Raw genomic sequence first — 18010 nt, forward strand, 5'->3', positions numbered from 1 at the left:
CAGCATTCGCTCGCAACCGCGGCACGCTCATCGCAGCTTTCCAGCCACTGCTGGTGATGTCGAAGAGGTCAGCCGGGCTCAGACCCTTTGGCTCAACCTCTGCTTCGTGCTCGGGTTCTCAACGATATTCATGGCACTCAGGGCTTCGGCAACGGCCCTGGGTCAGGCACTGTTGCGGTGGCGTTATGAACTCAACCTCGTTGGCGGTGGCATCGTGATTCTGTTCGGGCTGTTCATGATCGGCGCGGCGCGGATCGGCGCCATGGAACGGGATCTTCGGTTCCATCTCGACGTCCCCGGCGGCAGGCCGGCCGCGTCCTATGTTCTGGGCCTCGCGTTCGGCTTCGGCTGGACCCCCTGCATTGGCCCAATTCTCGGTGCGATCCTCACCGCCAGTGCGGCGAGCGCCATGGTTGGGCAAGGGGTCTTGCTACTGGCGATTTATTCTGCAGGCCTTGGCGTGCCGTTCCTGATTGTTGCGGGTTTCACCGATCGGCTTGTCGGCCGGTTGCAAGGCGCCAGACGGGTCGGGTGCCGCCTGCATCAGGCCGCGAGCGCGGTCATGGTCGTGATGGGGCTTGCGATGATGACCGGGCAGCTCACCGCGCTGTCCTACTGGCTGCTCGATGTCTTTCCGGTCCTCGGGCGGATCGGCTAGCAGCCAAATGATTGTCAAACTCCTAGCACCGATCCTGGGATCAAACCTGTCTGTTCCACCACCGCGAGTACAAGGCCGGCACTAGAGTTGGATTCTATCTGCACGAGCCGGCAGTCGGCCGCCCAGTCGATCCTCGCGGTTGGATCCAGCGCATGAACGTTCCGGGCGAGTTGGCCGTAGTCCGCCTCGCCCGTATAAAAAGGGACATCAATGATCAGCTTCCGGTTCATTGACAGACACAATGCAGCTTTCCGGCGCTGGAGTGTCAAGACTTATCCGGTACGGTACAAGAGCTGCGCCACGTCTATTACAACGGTCTGCGTGTCAATCGGCATGATGTCGGGACGCGTCATAGGCATTCAAAATGGCTCTGAATCGATTTTGGCACAACTACCCCGTCTCTAAGGTCAGAATACTTGAACGAGCCGTGACTTGAACACGCCGATATTCGCCCTGCCATCGAAGCCACCGCGTGGCGCAATGGGCCGAAATCTGCCATTCAACTTCTCTGTCAGAAACCTCCATGTGATGAACTGATCAGTTTTCCCTACCCACGGAGGCCTTGCCAGGTTGGGACAGTAAGCAAAAATAGCTCGGTCCAGAAATCTACGCTGGCCTCAGAAACCCCTTGACCCTTTAGTAGCTGTAGCTCTTATCGGAGTGGGGTAATTTGAAGCAATCAAAGGGCACAGGAGAAAATCTCAGATATGATTACGAGACGCCATTTTGTCGCAAGTTCGTCAGCACTGTTCTCTACTGCAATCGCAGAACCGGTGTGGGCCGGATCTTGGCCGACTGCCACACAGAAGGCAAATTGGGACGCTCAAATCACACCGCCAAACTATGATCCGGCAACGTCTAATCCATGGGGGCTGCACCAACGTTTCCTTCCCACCCGGGTCGTTGCAAACGACGGGTTGGTGCCGGGGGACATCCATGTCGATGCCATTGCGAGATACCTTTACCACATTGAAGAGGGGGGAACTGCCATGCGCTATGGTGTGGCCATAGCCCGTGGCAATTTGTACGAACCTGGCACTTACACCATCCGGCGAAAAGTTGAGTGGCCGCATTGGACGCCTACTCAATCCATGATCGAACGCGACCCGGAGGCCTATTCCCAGTATGCAGACGGGCAGGAACCAGGCCCCAAGAACGCGCTAGGTTCCCGCGCTCTCTATTTGTTTGTTGGAAACCGCGATACCTACCTGCGTATTCATGGAACGCCTTGGCCGCGTTCGATCGGTGGCAGGGCGAGTTCAGGATGCGTCCGCATGGTTATGGCGCATATCAACGATCTCTACCCAAACGTGGAAACCGGCTCGACGGCCTATCTGTATGAGGCCGAAGACGGCATCACTTCACGGAGTTGAGGGGGAGGTTGGTGACCTAATCTATGCGTTTGGTTTCGAACAGATCGGGTTTCCCGCCGTTGTTCTAAGCGGCAGCAACGTGGTTTCAACTGGCCCGCTATGCTCATACCAGTAGCAGCCGTCTTCAGGCAGAAGCCGTGCAGACGCAAGATTTTGTCCCGGAGCCGCGAGATCAACGACGGCGTCAGGCACGTTTCCGACCCGCGTTGCGGCGTTGCCGGAGACACTAGTAGAGGAAGAACATCCTGCCAGAATTAGCATTGTGGCCACGATTGCCGCATTTCGTTTCTGCATCTGAACCTCTGCCGTTTGCTTTTTTGTTTCCCGTCGGCAATCTGGCATACGGTATGTTTCGCCACAAGCCAGAGGTCGGACCCTCGCATTTACGGCGCATTTGAGCGTCTAGCGAAAAAACGCGTTTGACCACTTGAAGCTCTAGGTGCTGTAGGAATTAGGTTCGAAGGATCTCGTCGAATCTGAAGGTCCGCCTATGCCGCTCGAAACCCGCCGTAACGATGACAATAGCACCTGCACGCAGGATCATGAATCTGCCTGCTGCGGCGGTGCTTCAACCTGCGGGGACATTGGTCCGGCAGGCCCGCCCCCTGCTAACGGGCGCAGTTTCCAGGTCTCCGGACTCGATTGCGCCGAAGAGGTGGCAATTCTGAACCGGGCCGTGGGTCCGAGTGTGGGCGGAACCGAGCACCTGGCGTTTGACGTGATCAACGGACGCATGACGATCCTTGATACCGCAATAGCACTATCCGACTCCGAGGTCACCAAGTTGGTCGCTAGTACCGGGATGAGTGCGAAGCCCTGGGACGTCAAGAACGCAGCGAAGGATCAGGCAGCGCATCTGGCACGTCAATGGCGCTTCACCGCGTTGAGTGGCGGATTTTGGGCAGCAGGTTTCCTCTACCACATCGTCGAGACCGGTATGAGCGGGGCTATAGGGCTGTTCGCTGGTCATGGGGAGGGACCGATGCCGATGGCCGAAGCCGGACTCTTCGCGGTTGCGATCCTCTTTGGCGTCTGGCTCGTCGCTCCCAAGGCGTGGTCCTCAGCGCGGCGGTTCTCGCCCGACATGAACCTCCTGATGGTCGTCGCCGTGGCCGGCGCCATCGGCCTTGGCGAATTCTTCGAGGCCGCGACGGTCGCCTTTTTCTTCTCGCTTTCGCTTTATCTCGAAAACTGGAGTGTCGGCCGGGCGAGGAACGCAGTTTCGGCGCTGCTGGACCTCGCGCCCCCCACGGCAAGGGTGCTTTATGACGATGGATCGGAAGCGGAGGTTCCAGCGTCCGCGGTAGCTGTAAATGCAAAATTCATTGTGCGCGGCGGCGACCGCATTCCGCTTGACGGTGAAGTCGTAGGGGGAGCGGGTGCTGTTGATCAGGCCCCCATTACCGGTGAAAGCGCTCTGGTGCCAAAGGAACCGGGCGACGAAGTCTATGCCGGCACCATCAACGGTGAAGGCACTCTTACTGTGCGGGCAACGAAGAAGGCATCGGACACAGTGCTTTCGAAAATCATACGCATGGTTGGCGACGCGCATTCCCGCCGCGCTCCTGTGGAACAGTGGGTGGCGAAGTTCGCGCGGATATACACGCCGGTAGTCATGGCACTGGCAATCGCTCTCGCGGTTCTTCCGCCACTTGCTGGCGGCGCATGGGGCTTCTGGTTCTACAATGCTCTGGTGCTCCTGGTCATCGCCTGCCCCTGTGCGCTGGTGATTTCGACGCCTGTCTCGATCGTTGCGGCGCTGGCCTCTTCGGCGCGGGCGGGCGTGCTGATCAAGGGCGGCGCCTATGTCGAGGCACCTGGCCGCACGACGGCGCTGGCCTTGGACAAGACCGGAACGATCACCGAGGGCCGACCGGAGGTTGCGGCAATCCATCCGCTTGGAATGGTGGAGGCGCGGGACCTGCTTGCGCTGGCGTCTTCGCTGGAGATGCGCTCCTCGCACCCGCTAGCGCGCGCTATCCTCGAGCGCGCCGGGCGGGACGCCGTTTCAGTAGCCGCTGCGGAGGATACCCGCACGGTGCCGGGGCGAGGGCTCGAAGGTCGCATGGGTGACCGGCCCGTCTGGCTTGGTTCTGACCGGTTCGCCGCGGAGAAAGGTTTTGGGGATGCCATTCCTGATGAGTTGCGGGACCGGATCGAAGGGGCGGGGGCGACGCTGGTCGCGTTGGGCGACGAGACGGGCGTGTTGGGCGTTCTTGAACTGCGCGACCGGATCAGGCCTGACGCCAAAGGCATCGTCTCTCGATTGCACGCACAGGGTGTCAACACCGTTGTCATGCTAACTGGCGACAACGAGCGCACGGCGCGCGCGGTAGCAGCCGAAGTCGGTATCGACGAGGTTCGCGCTGAACTGCTGCCAGAAGACAAGGTAACCGCCATCGAGGAACTGGTGGACAGCCATTCGGTTGTTGCCATGATTGGGGACGGCGTAAACGATGCCCCCGCCATGGCGCGGGCGCATTACGGCATCGCCATGGGCGCCGTAGGCTCGGACGCGGCCATCGAGACGGCGGACATCGCGCTGATGACAGATGACATCGCCAAGGTGCCGTGGCTGATTGCCCATTCGCGCCGCACGATGAGCATCATCCGCCAGAATATCGGCCTTTCGTTAGCGACGAAAACCGCCTTTGTCGTGGCGACTGCATTCGGAATGGCCTCGATGTGGGGGGCCATTGCTGCGGACGTGGGTGTGTCGTTGCTGGTGGTGGCCAATGCGCTGCGGCTTCTGAACGCGGACGGCCGCCACAAGTCGCCGCCGGAAGGCGGCGAGCCAGCAGGTGAACAAATGGCGAAGGGCGCTTTGGCACATGGTCATTGATTTGGTGCCGGCCCTTCAACTAGGGTTGTGGTAACAAGCCGTCAATAATGGCACCGAGCAGCGATGATCAACAGAATCCCGAGACGCAGAATTCTACTGGGCGGCATTGCCGTCCTCCTATCCGGCTGTGCAAGCAAGTTCCGTAGTTATACCGGGCCCGAAGTTACCCGTTTGCGGCTCTACAAATCAGAACGTTTGCTTGTTCTGGATGGCGCTGAGGGTGTTTTGCGCACCTACCCGGTCGGGCTGGGGTTTGCACCGGAAGGTCATAAGCAATTTGAGGGGGATGGACGAACACCCGAAGGCGCCTACCTCATTGACCGGCGCAATCCTGACAGTCTGTTCCACCTCTCCATCGGCATCTCTTATCCAAACGAGGCGGACATCGCATTTGCAGCGGCGCAAGACAAATCTCCGGGTGGTGACATCTTCATCCATGGCGGGCCGCGACGGGGCATTGACCCAATGAACAAACGCGACTGGACCGCAGGCTGTATCTCTGTGTCCGACCGCCAGATCGAAGAGGTCTATGCAATGGTGCGGGACGGGACGCCCATCGAAATATATGCATAGACCGCGCTCGACGGCGGGCAGTCACGCAAATGGTGCTTGAATTGCGGCATTGAAGGCCGAGATTGCAAACACCATCACGATCACCTCGCAGGCATCGGTATACTCCGTCCGTAGAAACGAAACCGGTCTGTGATCATCAAGTGATTTGGTTGCAAGGTAGCCTGAACGGCCAGGCGAACAGAGGAATACAGCTCCGTTCTCAGCCCGCGTGCAATCGTGCTGATCAGTTGCCGGGGTAACTGGCGTAGACTTCGGTCGAGCCGTCATTGTTGATAAGGAACACATCGTAAGCCTCTCGCCAGCTGCCCTGATCCATACCAGGCGATCCGAGCGGCATGCCGGGTACGGCAAGACCCACTGCGTCGGGACGCTCGGCAAGGAGCCTGCGAATGTCGGCCGCGGGCACATGCCCCTCAATTACGTAACCCTCGGTGAGACCTGTGTGGCAAGAAACCATGCGCTGCGGCACACCGTTGTCGAGTTTGAACCGCACGAGCAGCCCTGCGAACATGTTTTTTCCGCTTGGAACAAACCCGCTTTCCCCCAGATGTTCCATCCAAGCGAGGCAGCAACCGCAGCCATTGGTCTTTTTAACCTCAATGGGCGTCGATTGGGCCAGCACCTGTGCGGCGGGGAGCAGGGCAAGAGCACATGCCAGGGCGGCGATCGGTCGTTTCATGGTCAAAGCCTTTCATTGGGGTTCTCGGCGATCACGCTGGCAAGCTGCTCCTCCAGCCTGGCGCGTGCCGCCCTCAGGCGTGTAAGCGCCGCTGTGTCCGGTGTTGCACGCCTGGTGGCCTCGGCGAGCCGGTCATCGGAGAGCGGGTCAGTGGGCCGGCCGTCTACGCGCACCTCGTAATGCAGATTGGGGCCGGTCGCAGTGCCCGTCGCGCCGATCCGGCCAATGGTATCCCCGGCCGACACGCGTTGACCCTCAGCAAGGCCTTCGGGCACGGCGCTGAGATGAGCATATCGGGTCAGTGTGTCCGCACCATGGGCAATCTCGACAACACGGCCATAGCCACCGCGCCATCCAATAAACGCAATACTTCCGGGCGCAGTGGCGCGGACAGGCGTTCCACGCGCTGCAGCAAAGTCCACACCAGTGTGCATGCGGACATTGCCAAAGACCGGGTGCTTGCGGCGGCCGAAGACGGAAGTTAGCCGCGCGCCCTCTACTGGCTGGGAAAAGACACGCAGCACTTCGCCGTCGAGATAGATTGTAGCCTTGCCGGTTCCATCCTCTGGCCAGGCGATTTCATAGAGAGCGTCTCCAAGGTCCAATGCAGCGAACGAAATTTCGGGCTGGCGGACAGCCTTGTTCGCAACCCGCGCCTCGCGCCAGAGAAGGCGCAGCGTCTCGCCGCCGCTCAGTTCGCGCCGGAAATCCACTGTGCCGCCCAGCATTTGCGCCAGATCGACGGCGAACCGGGCTGGTATCCCGGCATCGTCCAGTGCCCCGAAGATCGAGGTTTCGATCCTGGTCTCGCCAGCAAGGGTCACGATTTCGGGTTCAGGGGCCACAACCCGGGTGGCGAGCTGCTCTCCAAATAATGCCTCGATCCGTATGCCCTCTTCGACAACAAGGGTCACATTGCGAGGGCTTCCATCTGTCGTGGATATGACAGTGATTGCGTGACCGGGGCGCAGTCGGCGGAGATCGTATTCTGCGTCAATCGCAAGGGCGATCTCTGCGCGGTCTGTGGCGGCAAGCCCGGCCTCGGCCAGAACCGCATCAAGCGTCTCGCCCGGAGCTATTTCGCGTGACCATGTGATGAGTGGCGGTTCTATGGCAGTCAGCGGAGCATCGTTCCTTACCACGGCCGGAAGGAACGGCGGACGAAAGTCCGGCGCACTTCCAGGCCGCGTGCGGGCAAGCCTGTAAGAGGGGCCTTCCACAAACCGAGGCGGTGTGAGAGGCGCAGGTTCCCAAACGCCAGCCTCGGCTAGGGTCGGCTGAACAGGCGTAGTTGAGTAGGATGTGGCGACCATTGCGACCGCCGCCGAAATCCCGCTCGTTACCGCCAGCCCGGCCATCAGGCACCTCAACCTCATGTTGCTCCCTCCAGTCTAACTTTCATCGCGCGTCGGATTTTCGGAACTGCGAATTCTTTCGGTTCGTGGTAGTCGATAGTGCTGACGAAGCGTCCCTCGGCATCGAACAGAAAGACCTTCGCCGTATGGTTCATCGTGTATCTCCCATCTTCGCCAGTAACCTTCTCATAGGTCGCGCGAAGGCCCTCGATTGCACGCTTGATCTGCGCTTCTGGACCGGTCCAGCCGCGGATCGCCGAATGGAAGTAGCCGACATACTCTGCCATAGCGTCGACAGTGTCGCGCTCGGGATCTACCGTGATAAAGATGGTGTTCAGCCGCTCGGCGTCCTCGCCCATCATGTCCAGCCAGCTTGAGATGTCCGAGAGCGTCGTGGGGCAGACGTCAGGACAGTAGGTGAAGCCGAAGAATATCATCGACGGGCGCCCGACAAGCGTATCAGGGCCGACTGGCTGCCCTTTGTGGTCAGTCAGGCGGAAGTCCATCGCCGTAAGCGGCAAGGGCCGCTGGTCCATGGGCTCTGGTGCGCCGGGGCCGTCTACACGCCACCAGCCCAGCAAGAGTGTCAGGCCAATCGCACCAAATGCCGCCGCGCCATATCCGAGAGCTGAACGCCGCCGCATCAGTTTCCCGGGCCGCGCGCTGCGATGCCAAGAACCGGCACGTTGACCGTTACCCAGCCACCGTCCGAAAAAACAAGCGAAAGCGGAAAAGTCTCCCCTTCCTTCATCGGGCGCTGAAGTTTCATCAGCATGGCATGCAGACCGCCGGGCTCCAGCGCGACGGTCTCTCCTGCCGCAATAGACACGTCACCCGCGGGAGCCATTGAACTGACGCCTTGTTCGTTCGTCGAACTCCGATGAATTTCAGGCATCATGGCAATATCAGTCTTGATACCTGTCAGTGTGACCGGCTCATCGCCTTCGTTCACTATCTCCATGTAGGCAGCTCCGGGACGGCTGGTGCCGATAGATGCCCGCGACCAGGCATTCTCGATGCTCACTTGGCCGGAACCGGCCAGCGCGGCGGAGGCGGCGCCGAGTGGCAGCACAAGTGCTGCAAGGGCAGCATGAAGTACCGGTTTCATTTCGCCAGTTTCCTTTCAGATTGTCACTCAGCTATTGGTTGCCGCGACTTCGGCTGCGACCAGCGCGCGCAATTCTGCCTCGCCGAAAGTAGCGAGCGGCTTGCCGTTCACAAAGAAGGTCGGCGTCTGGCGCACACCCACGGCTTCGACATCGGCACGGTCCTGATTGAGGATGCCTACAATATCCGGCAGGCGCATTTGCGTCCGCGCGGCTTCTGCGTCGAGACCTGCGACCGCAGCGATATTGAGGATGAGGCCGGGCTCGGGCGCACCGTGGGACGCCCAGCGGGGCTGATCCCGCAGTATCGCTTCCAGAACTTCCTCAAAGACCCCCTGCATGCGCGCAGCTTCGAGGACCTGGATCGCTTCTTCCGAAGCTTCCCCGTGAAACGGTGTGTAGCGGATCACCACACGCACTGTATCGCCATGCTCGGCCATAATATCCTTCACGACCGGGTAAAATGCGCGGCAGGCTTCGCACGCAGGATCGAAGAACTCCACGATCGTCACGGTCGCACCCTCGGGGCCGAGAACCGGCGAATAGGGCCGGATCAAAGCGTCGGCAATCTCCGGGGTGACTGAAGAGGCCTCCCCAATGGGCTCTGATCGCGTTGCATACCAAGAGGCGCCAGAAAAGGCCGCAACTGCGAGAGCAGAAACGGAAAGGATCAATGAGCGGCGGTTCATTCGGTATTTTCCTTCAAAGAAGCGGCTGACAGGGCAGCGGTGAGGGCAAAGGCCAGGAACGAGAGCAGCGGGATTGGCACGCTGAGGACAAGCTGGCCTTGGTCAGTGCAGGACGGACCTGCCGCAGTACAGGGCTGGATGCGTTCGGGAATGAGCCCCCAGAAAAGGCCGAGATGCCACAATGCGATGGCTCCGCCGGCGAGAGAAAGCGCGACACCGTAGCGGCCGGCCCTCCTGTCCCGCCACCAGAGCCCGCAACCCAGCACAACCGCCAGCGGGAACATGAATGCCCGTTGAAACCAGCAGAGGACACAAGGCGTCTGCCCCAGAACCTCGCCAATGAACAAAACAGACAGTGAGGAAACTAGTGCAACGATCCATGCGGCTGCGAGCGACGTGTCGGATGATAGCCTGAATGTCATAAGGAAATCTGCTCTCTCAGACTGGATACGATCTCTTCTGCTGGCGTGCCATAGGGCCACGCCGTGACATAGCCACCTTCAGGATCGAAAAGGAACAGCTGCGAGGAATGCCCCATAGTGTAACCGCCGGGGGCCGCAGCCTCCTCGATTTTTTCGTAAAAGATGTGAAAGCTCTTCGCTGTCCGGTCGATCTGGTCCGGGGTCCCCGTGAGACCGATGATGCCGGCCTCGAAGCGCGGTACGAAATCTGCAAGCGTCATTGGTGTATCGCGCTCGGGATCGATCGAGATGAAGAGCGGCTGAATCCGCCCGGCGTCCGGACCTAGACCTTCCATCACAGCGGCGACCTCAGCGAGAGTCGTCGGGCAGACATCGGGGCAGTTCGCGAAGCCAAAAAAGACTAGCATCCACCGCCCGGCGAAGTCTTCCTGCGTCCGTGTTATTCCTTGATGGTCCGTGAGTTCGAAGGCCGCACGGAAAGCCGACTGCGTCTCACGTGCCTGATCCGCACGATAATCCGCCCAAAGCAAAAGCCAAATTAGCGCAACAGCCGCCAGCGCCCAAAGAATTTTCCGAAGGAGTTTAAGCTTCAAAGCAAGCAGCCCGTTTCTGATTCCACGTATTTTTTGCGCGTCTACACCCTGCAGCTACTAGAGGTTCAACCGTTTTTTTCAGGAGAGGGACTTTGTCGCGTGTCTGTGAATTGAGTTGTGGCCAGTGCCAGACCCAATTAAACCTACCAGAACTGTAGCGTCCTGGGGGTGCGTATGCTCACGATTGGCAGTTTGGGAAAGAAGACTGGCACCAAAGTCCAGACCATCCGCTACTATGAACAGATTGGCCTGATGCCCGAACCAGGCAGGACCGAAGGCGGTCAGCGGCGCTATGGTGAAGCCGAGCTTGATCGCCTATCCTTCATCCGTCACGCGCGCCAGCTCGGCTTTTCTCTGGATGCAATCCGGGAACTACTCGATCTGAGCGACCATCCGGAACGGTCCTGCGACGAAGCCGATGCTATAGCACGGCGGCAGTTGAAGCAGGTGTATCAGCGGATCGCCAGACTTGAGGCGCTGCGCACTGAGATTGAACGAATGGTGCATGAATGCAGTGGCGGCAAGACATCTGATTGCCGGGTCCTTGAGGTGCTCCGTGATCATGCCGAATGTCTGACGGAGCACGACGAAATCGGCGCATGAGTGCAGCTCTCAACTATCCGGGGCGTTGTGCATTTAAGCACTGACATGCCTTCTTTCGAAGGCAGCCGCTGCGAGCACGAAGTCTGGAGGCTCACAGCCTGCAAAAGGAGTGGACCACATAACAGCTTAAAGGCAAGTGATCCTGACAATCCTGGATAGCGATTGCAGGATTAGGGCTTGAAGCTACAGTTACTGTAGCGGTTACACCCCTTCTTGCAAGATTCGAGGAGAAATGCAGTGTATCCGGCAGATCCGCTTCTTAAGCCTACGAGGCTATTGGACTTTGACCATCCGTCAATTGCCAGGCTAATAACGAACCGCGGGTGGAAGGAACTGGCCCAGCATGAGCAAATCGGCGCGGTGTACGGCTTCGTCCGCAACGAGATTGCCTTTGGTTACAACCACGCGGATGACATCCCAGCCTCCAGGGTTCTCACCGACGGCTACGGCCAGTGCAACACCAAGGGCACACTGCTCATGGCGCTTTTACGCGGAGTGGGTGTGCGGTGCCGGCTGCATGGCTTCACGATCCACAAGGCGCTGCAGCGGGGCGTGGTACCAGAGATCGTTTATCCAATTGCTCCAGACGAGATCTTGCATTCATGGGTGGAGGCCGAGACAGAGGAAGGCTGGGTCAATCTCGAGGGTTTCATCCTTGACGAGGCATTCTTAGGGACGCTCCAGGCCGCCTTTTCCGGTACCGAAAGCCTATGCGGCTATGGTGCCGGAACCAATTGTTTGAGCGCGCCACCAGTCGATTGGACAGGTGGAGACACTTACATTCAGAAAACTGGTATTGCCCGGGATTTTGGAACTTTCGGCACACCGGACGAATTCTACCGGGACCACCGGCAGGCGTTCGGAATTTTGCGTGACTGGCTCTATCGCAAAGTTATCCGCCACTGGATGAATGCTCGTGTCCGCGCAATACGGTCCGGGCACGTGCCGCACATCCCGGGACTGGGCCTAGTGAACCACCGCCACGAGAAAAACCAAGATGCCGCATGATCATGGCCATGCTCATATCGATCCTGCTTCTGGAGACCGTCGGATTTCCATCGCGATCTGGGCGAATGCCCTTCTGACCATCGCTCAAGTCGTCGGCGGAATTTTCGCGGGCAGCCTCGCTTTGATCGCGGACGCGCTGCACAACTTTTCAGATATGGCATCTCTCCTCATCGCGTTTGCCGCGCGCAAGATCGCCCGGCGGCCCGCCGACGAGCGTATGACTTTCGGCTACGGCCGGATCGAGATTGTCGCTGCGCTGGTCAACTACACAACGCTCATACTGGTTGGTGTCTATCTCATCTACGAGGGGGGCATGCGGATGATCGACCCCCCCGAGGTTGCGGGCTGGACTGTCGTAATCCTCGGCGGCATTGCGCTGGTGGTGGACACGTTAACCGCATTTCTCACTTACTCGATGCAGAAAGGCAGTGTTAACATTCGAGCACTCTTCCTGCACAACCTTTCTGATGCGCTGGCTTCAGTCGCCGTGATTATCGGTGGCTCGCTCATCATTCTCTATGACATGAAGTGGGTTGATCCTGCGATCACAATTGGTATCGCGCTTTACATTCTCTACCTCGCTGTGACCGAGATCGGCCGCCCAATCCGGACGCTGATGCTGGGCAGCCCGCCGGACATAGACGGCAAGGGGGTCGTGGAAGTGATCCGGAGCGTGGACGGTGTTGCCGATGTTCATCACGTGCATCTTTGGCAAATGCAGGAACACGAGGTCGCGCTCGATTGCCATGTGGTAGTCGAAGAGGGATGCCTTGCCAATGCTGAGCAGATCAAGTCGGATATCAAATCGTCTCTCGCAAAACACTATGGCATCCGCTATTCCGTTCTGGAGTTTGAGGCATCCGCCAACATGCACACCGGCGCGGAGTTGTTTGGACATGGTTCATGACAGTCGATGCAAGGCACACCGGTTCCAGCGGAAGCCTTGGAAAGCGTCTCATGCCGAGGAAGATTGGATGCCTCTTGCCGGTAGACAATAGATCTCCTCGTCTCCCGGCAATAAATCACTCACGGATGCTTCCAGCCTGCAGATTGATAGGGGTAAAACCGGAAGGCAATCGCGCGGGCAGCTGTATTGCTGTGCTGAAAGCCCGCCTAAATTAGCCGCACTCGTCATGGGCAGCACGATCTCATCGGGAATTTTGTGGGCTTTCTAGCCGCCCCAGTCAATAGCGCCAAAAATAGCTCAGCTTTTTGTCCGTTCACTGGTAAACGCGTGGAATACAGATAAGGTTTCTTCGCTGACGTGGTGCTCGATCCCTTCGGCATCATATTCGGCCACCTCTTGCGACACGCCAAGAGCCACAAGGAAATCCACAACGATTCTGTGCCGTTTGCGGCAGGCTTCGGCCAGCTGGCGGCCTTCTTCCGTCAGGCGGATCGAACGGTAGGGCTCCTGCAGAATCAGCCCTTCCCGTTTCAGGCGGTTCAGGTTCTTGGAGACCGTGGGCTGGGTCACGCCTAGACGCTCGGCGATTTCAACAGGCCGCGCTGCGCCGTTCATGTGAATCAACTCGGCAATCAGCTCGACATAATCTTCGACCATCTCGCTTTGATGAGCCGTGCGTACGGCCTCAAAACCGCTTGCCTGTTCATCTGGGCTTCGATTGAGGGCGTTTTCATCTGTTTCGGTCATGTCGCTCATAAGATCGCATGTCATTTTGGCCTCCCTGTATGCCTGCAACAAGGCGGGTTGACAACGGCATAGAAGAAACTACACAATTTAGCCAAAGCTAACTTTTGTAGGTTCGACCATGAAAAACCTCATTTCAGCGGCATTAGTCGGCCTTTTGCCGGTGGCCGCCGGGGCCACAGCGATTGAGCAAGCCCCATGGGCGCCGCGCTCTGCCGCTTACCGCCTGACACTGTTCATGGGGAACCTGACCCCGGTTCCCTGGGAAAAAATCGAAAACAGCTGGACCGCACCGGCACCGGGCAGCGCATTGTCTGAAGATGCCATGTCGCGGGTGAGCCCGGATGAGGCCCGCGCAATCAGCGCGGCTCTTGCATCGCATGACCGCCAGGCGCTGTTCGAGGCGGCCACGGCAGCCGTGGCCCAGGGTATCCTGCGTCACTTGGCAGCGGCAGAGACTGCGCTTGGACAGCCCTACGCAGCACATGAGGTTGCCAATGCCGAAGCGCTGTTCCGGGCGTTCGAGGACGGCATCAAGGCGGCGGATGCGAATGCCGCGCGCGATCTGGGGCGGGCATGGCTCGCCCTGAACTCCTCGCTTGGCACTGCTGGCGTGCTTGGCCATGGAGCGCAAGAGACCGATGCAGAGAGCTTTGCCGCAGCACGTGCAACGCTCGAAACCTATCTGACAGAAAATTATTTGCCTGCCGCCTATGCGGAACGCGAAACGCTGACCCCGGTCCCCGAAAGCGCAGTGCGCTCGGGAACGCCGGTGTCGCTGCCTGCAACCTTGCCGCCGGGGTCGAATATCGCCGATCAGCAGGAATTGCCCCGGCTGGTGCTGCAATTTGAAGAAGCTGGCGAGGATGAGGCGAACCTGCCGCTGGTTGCCTATGGCGACATGCTGTTCGACAGCCCGGAAATTTTTGGCGGCCCGGCTCGCGAACTGGGTATTGCCTGTTCCACCTGCCACAACCGTTCGGATGTGAACCGGGACTTCTTCATCCCCGGACTGTCAAAATACGCGGGCGGCATGGATGTGGACGGCTCCTTCTTCAACCCGATGTTCAATGACCGGGTAGACGACCATCTGGACACGCCTTCAATGCGGGGCATCCGCTTTACTGCGCCTTACGGGCGCGATGGGCGCGAGCCCAGCCTGCGGCGGTTCATCCGCAATGTGATCGTGACCGAGTTCGCAGGCGATGAGCCGACACCCTTCCAGCTGGACGCGCTGGAGGCCTATGTCAAGCAGTTCGACTTTCTTCCGAATCCGAAAATCGACAGGGCGGGCAGGCTGACGAATTTGGCCTCGGAAGCTGCCAAGCGCGGGGAGAAGCTGTTCAACACCGATTTCGCCGGACTGGGAGACCGCTCCTGCGCCTCGTGCCACACGCCCGAGCGTAACTTCCGCGATGGTCTCACATACGACATCGGCACTGCCGAGCCCCCCTTCCCGGGCGGTACGCCAATCCACTTTGAAACGCCCACCTTGCGCAATATCAACTTCACCGCGCCCTATATGCACGACGGGTCGCTGCCAACGCTGGCCAGCGTTGTGGACTGGTTCGACGAAAGCAAAGTTCTGGGGCTGGATGAGGCACAGCGTGCCGATCTGACCGCCTATCTCGAGGCTGTCGGAGATGGTGAGGAACCCTATCAGGCGTTTGAAGGCCGCGACAGCGTGTTCCGCTTGTCCTGGGAAGAACTGACCACTTTCGCAAGCACCCTGGATACGCTGCTGCCGATGCGCGATGCCGAAAACATCGCCCTTCTGGTGGATACGGTCGCCCCTGATCTGGCGGCAGATGCGAGTGTCATGGTTAATCAAAACTCCAAGCCGGAGATCTATGAGTTCGCGGCCATCCTGCGGGCTGTCGGCGATGCAAGCGCCAAAGGCGATTGGGAGGAGGCAGGCCGCCAGTGGGACCTGTTCAAAGCGATGCAAGCCGATATTGACGAGAGGATGTTCTGATGCTGTCGCGCCGCAATTTTCTGGCCGTATCGGCCGCAATCCTCGCCGCGCCAGCCTTGGCAGCGGGTGAGGAGCTGAAACTGGCCTTCATTCCGCAAGAAAACCCCGAAAAGCTGCTGGGCGACATAAAGGCGGTCACCGGCTGGCTGTCCGAACGCATGGGAATGCCGGTGACAGGGTTTGTGACCTTCGACCATGCCGCCGCCGTCGAGGCGCTGCGCAACGGCGATGCAGACATATCTTTCATGGGCGCTCTGCCTTATGTTCTGGCCGAGGATCAGATTGGTGCCGTGCCACTGCTGTCCGAGGTCTACCGCGGGCAGCCGAGCTATGCGGGTCGCGTGTTTGTCCGCAAGGACAGCGGCATCGAGACGCTGGCCGACCTCAAAGGGCGTGACATTGCCTTTGCCGATCCGGTATCGGAGTCCGGCTATCTATACCCGCTTGATCTGTTCGTGCGCGAGGGGCTCATCGCCGATGCCGCCGATGCGGACAATTTCTTTGGCCGGAAGTTCTTTGCCGGGGGCTATCAGCAGGCGATGCAGGCCATGGCGAATGGGCTTGTGGATGCCGCCGGCGCCAGCCAGTATGCCGATCTTCTGCTGACGCCGGATCAGCAGGCAGAAGTCAAAGTCCTGGCCGAAAGCGAACAGATCCCAAGCCATGCGGTTGTTGCACGGCCCGGCCTGGACAAGGGCGTGCAGGCCAAGTTCATCGAAACCATGTTGCAGCTCAATGAGCCAGGCAACCGCCACCTGCTGGCGTATCTCTATGGGCCGGACGGCTACATCGCGGTGGACCGGGACGTTTACGAAGGCGTGCGCGAGACGGCACGGCGCTACGGGTACCTGAAATGACAGCAGCTTTCACCCTGAATGCAGTGTCGCACCACTTCGGCGGCGCCGCGGCGCTGTGCGAAGTGTCGCTCAGCGCCGCACCGGGTGAACGGGTGGCCCTGCTTGGCCCGTCGGGCGCCGGGAAATCCACCCTGCTCGCACTGCTCGACGGCCGCCTGCGCGGCTGGCGCGGCGAGGCCGAGGTTCTGGGGGTGCCGCTTTCGGCAACGCAGGCTCCGCCGCGTGAGCTGCGCACCGGTGCCGGGTTCATCTTTCAGGAATTTGCACTGGTTGACCGGCTGACTGTCTATCAGAATGTGATGAACGGGCGGCTTTCCCGGATGCGCATCTGGCCCTCCCTTTGGGGGCGGTTTGGCGAGCAGGACCACCTCAAAACAGCTGCCGCGCTCGAAGATACCGGTCTCTCCGATCTGGCCCGGCGTAGGGCGGACCAGCTTTCAGGCGGTCAGCGGCAGCGGGTGGCAATTGCCCGTTGCCTGGCGCAGGATCCCAGGCTGATCCTTGCCGACGAACCGGTGAGCAACCTTGACCCCGCCCATGCGGAACGGATCCTCGGCCTGATCACAGGCGCAGCTGACAAACGCGGCATCGGAGTCGTCTTCAGTTCGCACCAGCCAGAACTGGCGCGCCGCTTTGCCGACCGGATTGTGGGGCTGCGAGCCGGCGCAGTGCAGTTCGACAAACCCTCCGCTCAGGTGACCAGCGACGACATCGCCGAACTTTACCACGGCACGGTTCCCGGCGCCGGGCTGCGCGTGGTCAGTTGATGAGCCAGGTGCTGACTTGGATCGTGCTGGCGGCGGCCGTCCTTTGGTCCGCCACAAGCGCAGAAATGGGGCTGGACAAGCTTCCCGGTGCAGGGCCTCGCCTGGGCGAATTCCTCGGGCGGATGATGCCGCCGGACCTGTCGATCTGGCGCGAAGTCATGCGGGGTCTGGCAGAAACCCTGCGGATTGCCATCCTCGGTACTTTCTTTGCGGTCATCCTGTCCGCTGGGCTGGCAGTTCTCGCAGCCGAGACCCTAGTGCCGTCATCCGTTTGGCGCCCGGTGCGCGGCCTTCTGGCGATGATCCGCTCCATTCCGCTGATCCTGGTGGCGATGCTCATGGTTGGTGCGGTGGGGCTTGGGCCCTTGCCCGGGATCCTCGCCATCACCTTCCATGCAACGGGGATGCTGGCGAAATTCTATGCCGAAGCGATCGACAATGTGGCCGCCGCCCCGGTGGTAGCACTGGAAAGTGCTGGCGCCAGCCGCACGCAGCAGCTGCGATGGGCGATTTGGCCTCAGATGGCGCCGGTCATCCTGCGGGACACCGTGTTCCGTTTCGAACTGAACCTGCGCGAAAGCCTAATCCTCGGCATTGTCGGTGCGGGCGGCATCGGGCTTTATGTCCAGACCTACGTGCGCTCGTTCCAATATGACAAGGCCGCGACGGTAACCATGGCCATTGTTGTGCTTGTGCTTGCGTCGGAGGCGGTCAACTCCGCCCTGCACAAGCGGTTTTCCTGAGCGGATCCTTACAGTTTATGACTACGGTTATAGGCGGCTGAAATGCTGAGTGGCCGGCGCCCCTCCACAGCGCGTAGCAAGGGATTCCGAACTGAAGGCTGGAGCCAAGGGAAACA

At 59.8% G+C, this 18010-nt stretch carries 19 protein-coding genes; 11 read left to right on the plus strand and 8 right to left on the minus strand.

The features are described 5' to 3' along the window. Positions 1-4: 4 nt before the first annotated feature. From RA25_RS15075 to RA25_RS15095, 4 genes are all read left to right on the plus strand, one after another. The gene (locus RA25_RS15075; RefSeq protein WP_082023080.1) at positions 5-658 is read left to right on the plus strand and encodes a cytochrome c biogenesis CcdA family protein; all 654 of its coding nucleotides are present in this window, start codon (positions 5-7) and stop codon (positions 656-658) included. Between the two features lie 707 nt (positions 659-1365). Then, the gene (locus tag RA25_RS15085; protein ID WP_036797386.1) at positions 1366-2031 is read left to right on the plus strand and encodes a L,D-transpeptidase; all 666 of its coding nucleotides are present in this window, start codon (positions 1366-1368) and stop codon (positions 2029-2031) included. Positions 2032-2521: 490 nt separating this feature from the next. Then, complete coding sequence (locus tag RA25_RS15090) at positions 2522-4873, plus strand: heavy metal translocating P-type ATPase (protein WP_193747985.1); 2352 nt, start codon at positions 2522-2524, stop codon at positions 4871-4873. Between the two features lie 63 nt (positions 4874-4936). After that, positions 4937-5446 (plus strand): L,D-transpeptidase family protein, encoded by a 510-nt coding sequence (locus RA25_RS15095; RefSeq protein ID WP_035919395.1) that lies wholly within the window; start codon positions 4937-4939, stop codon positions 5444-5446. A gap of 223 nt (positions 5447-5669) precedes the next feature. Here the strand turns inward: RA25_RS15095 and RA25_RS15100 are convergent, their stop codons facing one another. The 7 genes from RA25_RS15100 to RA25_RS15130 are packed head-to-tail and all read right to left on the minus strand — an operon-like array spanning position 5670 to position 10290. Beyond that, on the minus strand, positions 5670-6125 hold the full coding sequence (locus tag RA25_RS15100) for a DUF411 domain-containing protein (RefSeq protein ID WP_027255769.1): 456 nt from the start codon (positions 6123-6125) through the stop codon (positions 5670-5672). A 2-nt stretch (positions 6126-6127) separates the two neighbouring features. After that, a complete protein-coding gene (locus RA25_RS15105) occupies positions 6128-7501 on the minus strand; it encodes a M23 family metallopeptidase (RefSeq protein WP_027236528.1) in 1374 nt (457 codons plus the stop codon). Continuing rightward, positions 7498-8124, minus strand: coding sequence for an SCO family protein (locus RA25_RS15110; RefSeq protein ID WP_039173600.1), 627 nt, complete (start codon positions 8122-8124; stop codon positions 7498-7500). The genes RA25_RS15105 and RA25_RS15110 overlap by 4 nt, the downstream gene beginning before the upstream one ends. Next, entirely contained in the window at positions 8124-8588 is a 465-nt protein-coding gene (locus RA25_RS15115) for a copper chaperone PCu(A)C (RefSeq protein ID WP_027236530.1), read from the minus strand. Before RA25_RS15115 ends, RA25_RS15110 begins: the two co-directional genes overlap by 1 nt. A gap of 27 nt (positions 8589-8615) precedes the next feature. Then, a complete protein-coding gene (locus tag RA25_RS15120; protein WP_027236531.1) occupies positions 8616-9275 on the minus strand; it encodes a DsbA family protein in 660 nt (219 codons plus the stop codon). Then, positions 9272-9697 (minus strand): disulfide bond formation protein B, encoded by a 426-nt coding sequence (locus RA25_RS15125; RefSeq protein WP_027236532.1) that lies wholly within the window; start codon positions 9695-9697, stop codon positions 9272-9274. Before RA25_RS15125 ends, RA25_RS15120 begins: the two co-directional genes overlap by 4 nt. Then, positions 9694-10290 carry an SCO family protein gene (locus RA25_RS15130; RefSeq protein WP_051357804.1) on the minus strand — a complete coding sequence of 199 codons (597 nt, stop codon included), beginning with the start codon at positions 10288-10290 and terminating at the stop codon, positions 9694-9696. Before RA25_RS15130 ends, RA25_RS15125 begins: the two co-directional genes overlap by 4 nt. A gap of 174 nt (positions 10291-10464) precedes the next feature. On the opposite strand from RA25_RS15130, the gene RA25_RS15135 reads away from it, so the two are divergent. The 3 genes from RA25_RS15135 to RA25_RS15145 all read left to right on the plus strand — a co-directional run bounded on the left by RA25_RS15135 (position 10465) and on the right by RA25_RS15145 (position 12808). Then, positions 10465-10893, plus strand: coding sequence for a MerR family transcriptional regulator (locus tag RA25_RS15135; RefSeq protein ID WP_039173602.1), 429 nt, complete (start codon positions 10465-10467; stop codon positions 10891-10893). Between the two features lie 237 nt (positions 10894-11130). After that, entirely contained in the window at positions 11131-11901 is a 771-nt protein-coding gene (locus tag RA25_RS15140; RefSeq protein WP_039173604.1) for a transglutaminase-like domain-containing protein, read from the plus strand. Continuing rightward, positions 11891-12808, plus strand: a complete 918-nt coding sequence (locus RA25_RS15145; protein WP_027236536.1) for a cation diffusion facilitator family transporter — start codon at positions 11891-11893, stop codon at positions 12806-12808. The genes RA25_RS15140 and RA25_RS15145 overlap by 11 nt, the downstream gene beginning before the upstream one ends. A 297-nt stretch (positions 12809-13105) precedes the next feature. Here RA25_RS15145 and mntR read toward each other — a convergent pair whose 3' ends face one another. Further along, positions 13106-13564, minus strand: coding sequence for a manganese-binding transcriptional regulator MntR (gene mntR, locus RA25_RS15150; protein ID WP_152612216.1), 459 nt, complete (start codon positions 13562-13564; stop codon positions 13106-13108). A 109-nt stretch (positions 13565-13673) separates the two neighbouring features. Here mntR and RA25_RS15155 point away from each other — a divergent pair, with 109 nt between their 5' ends. The 4 genes from RA25_RS15155 to phnE are packed head-to-tail and all read left to right on the plus strand — an operon-like array spanning position 13674 to position 17894. Continuing rightward, a complete protein-coding gene (locus tag RA25_RS15155; protein ID WP_036797390.1) occupies positions 13674-15527 on the plus strand; it encodes a cytochrome c peroxidase in 1854 nt (617 codons plus the stop codon). Beyond that, positions 15527-16384 carry a phosphate/phosphite/phosphonate ABC transporter substrate-binding protein gene (locus RA25_RS15160; protein ID WP_027255756.1) on the plus strand — a complete coding sequence of 286 codons (858 nt, stop codon included), beginning with the start codon at positions 15527-15529 and terminating at the stop codon, positions 16382-16384. The genes RA25_RS15155 and RA25_RS15160 overlap by 1 nt, the downstream gene beginning before the upstream one ends. Then, entirely contained in the window at positions 16381-17151 is a 771-nt protein-coding gene (locus RA25_RS15165) for a phosphonate ABC transporter ATP-binding protein (protein WP_027236539.1), read from the plus strand. Before RA25_RS15160 ends, RA25_RS15165 begins: the two co-directional genes overlap by 4 nt. Next, positions 17151-17894 (plus strand): phosphonate ABC transporter, permease protein PhnE, encoded by a 744-nt coding sequence (phnE, locus tag RA25_RS15170; RefSeq protein ID WP_036797393.1) that lies wholly within the window; start codon positions 17151-17153, stop codon positions 17892-17894. Before RA25_RS15165 ends, phnE begins: the two co-directional genes overlap by 1 nt. Positions 17895-18010 lie beyond the last annotated feature (116 nt).

Source organism: Leisingera sp. ANG-S5 (genome assembly GCF_000813925.1).
Classification (GTDB): Bacteria; Pseudomonadota; Alphaproteobacteria; order Rhodobacterales; family Rhodobacteraceae; genus Leisingera.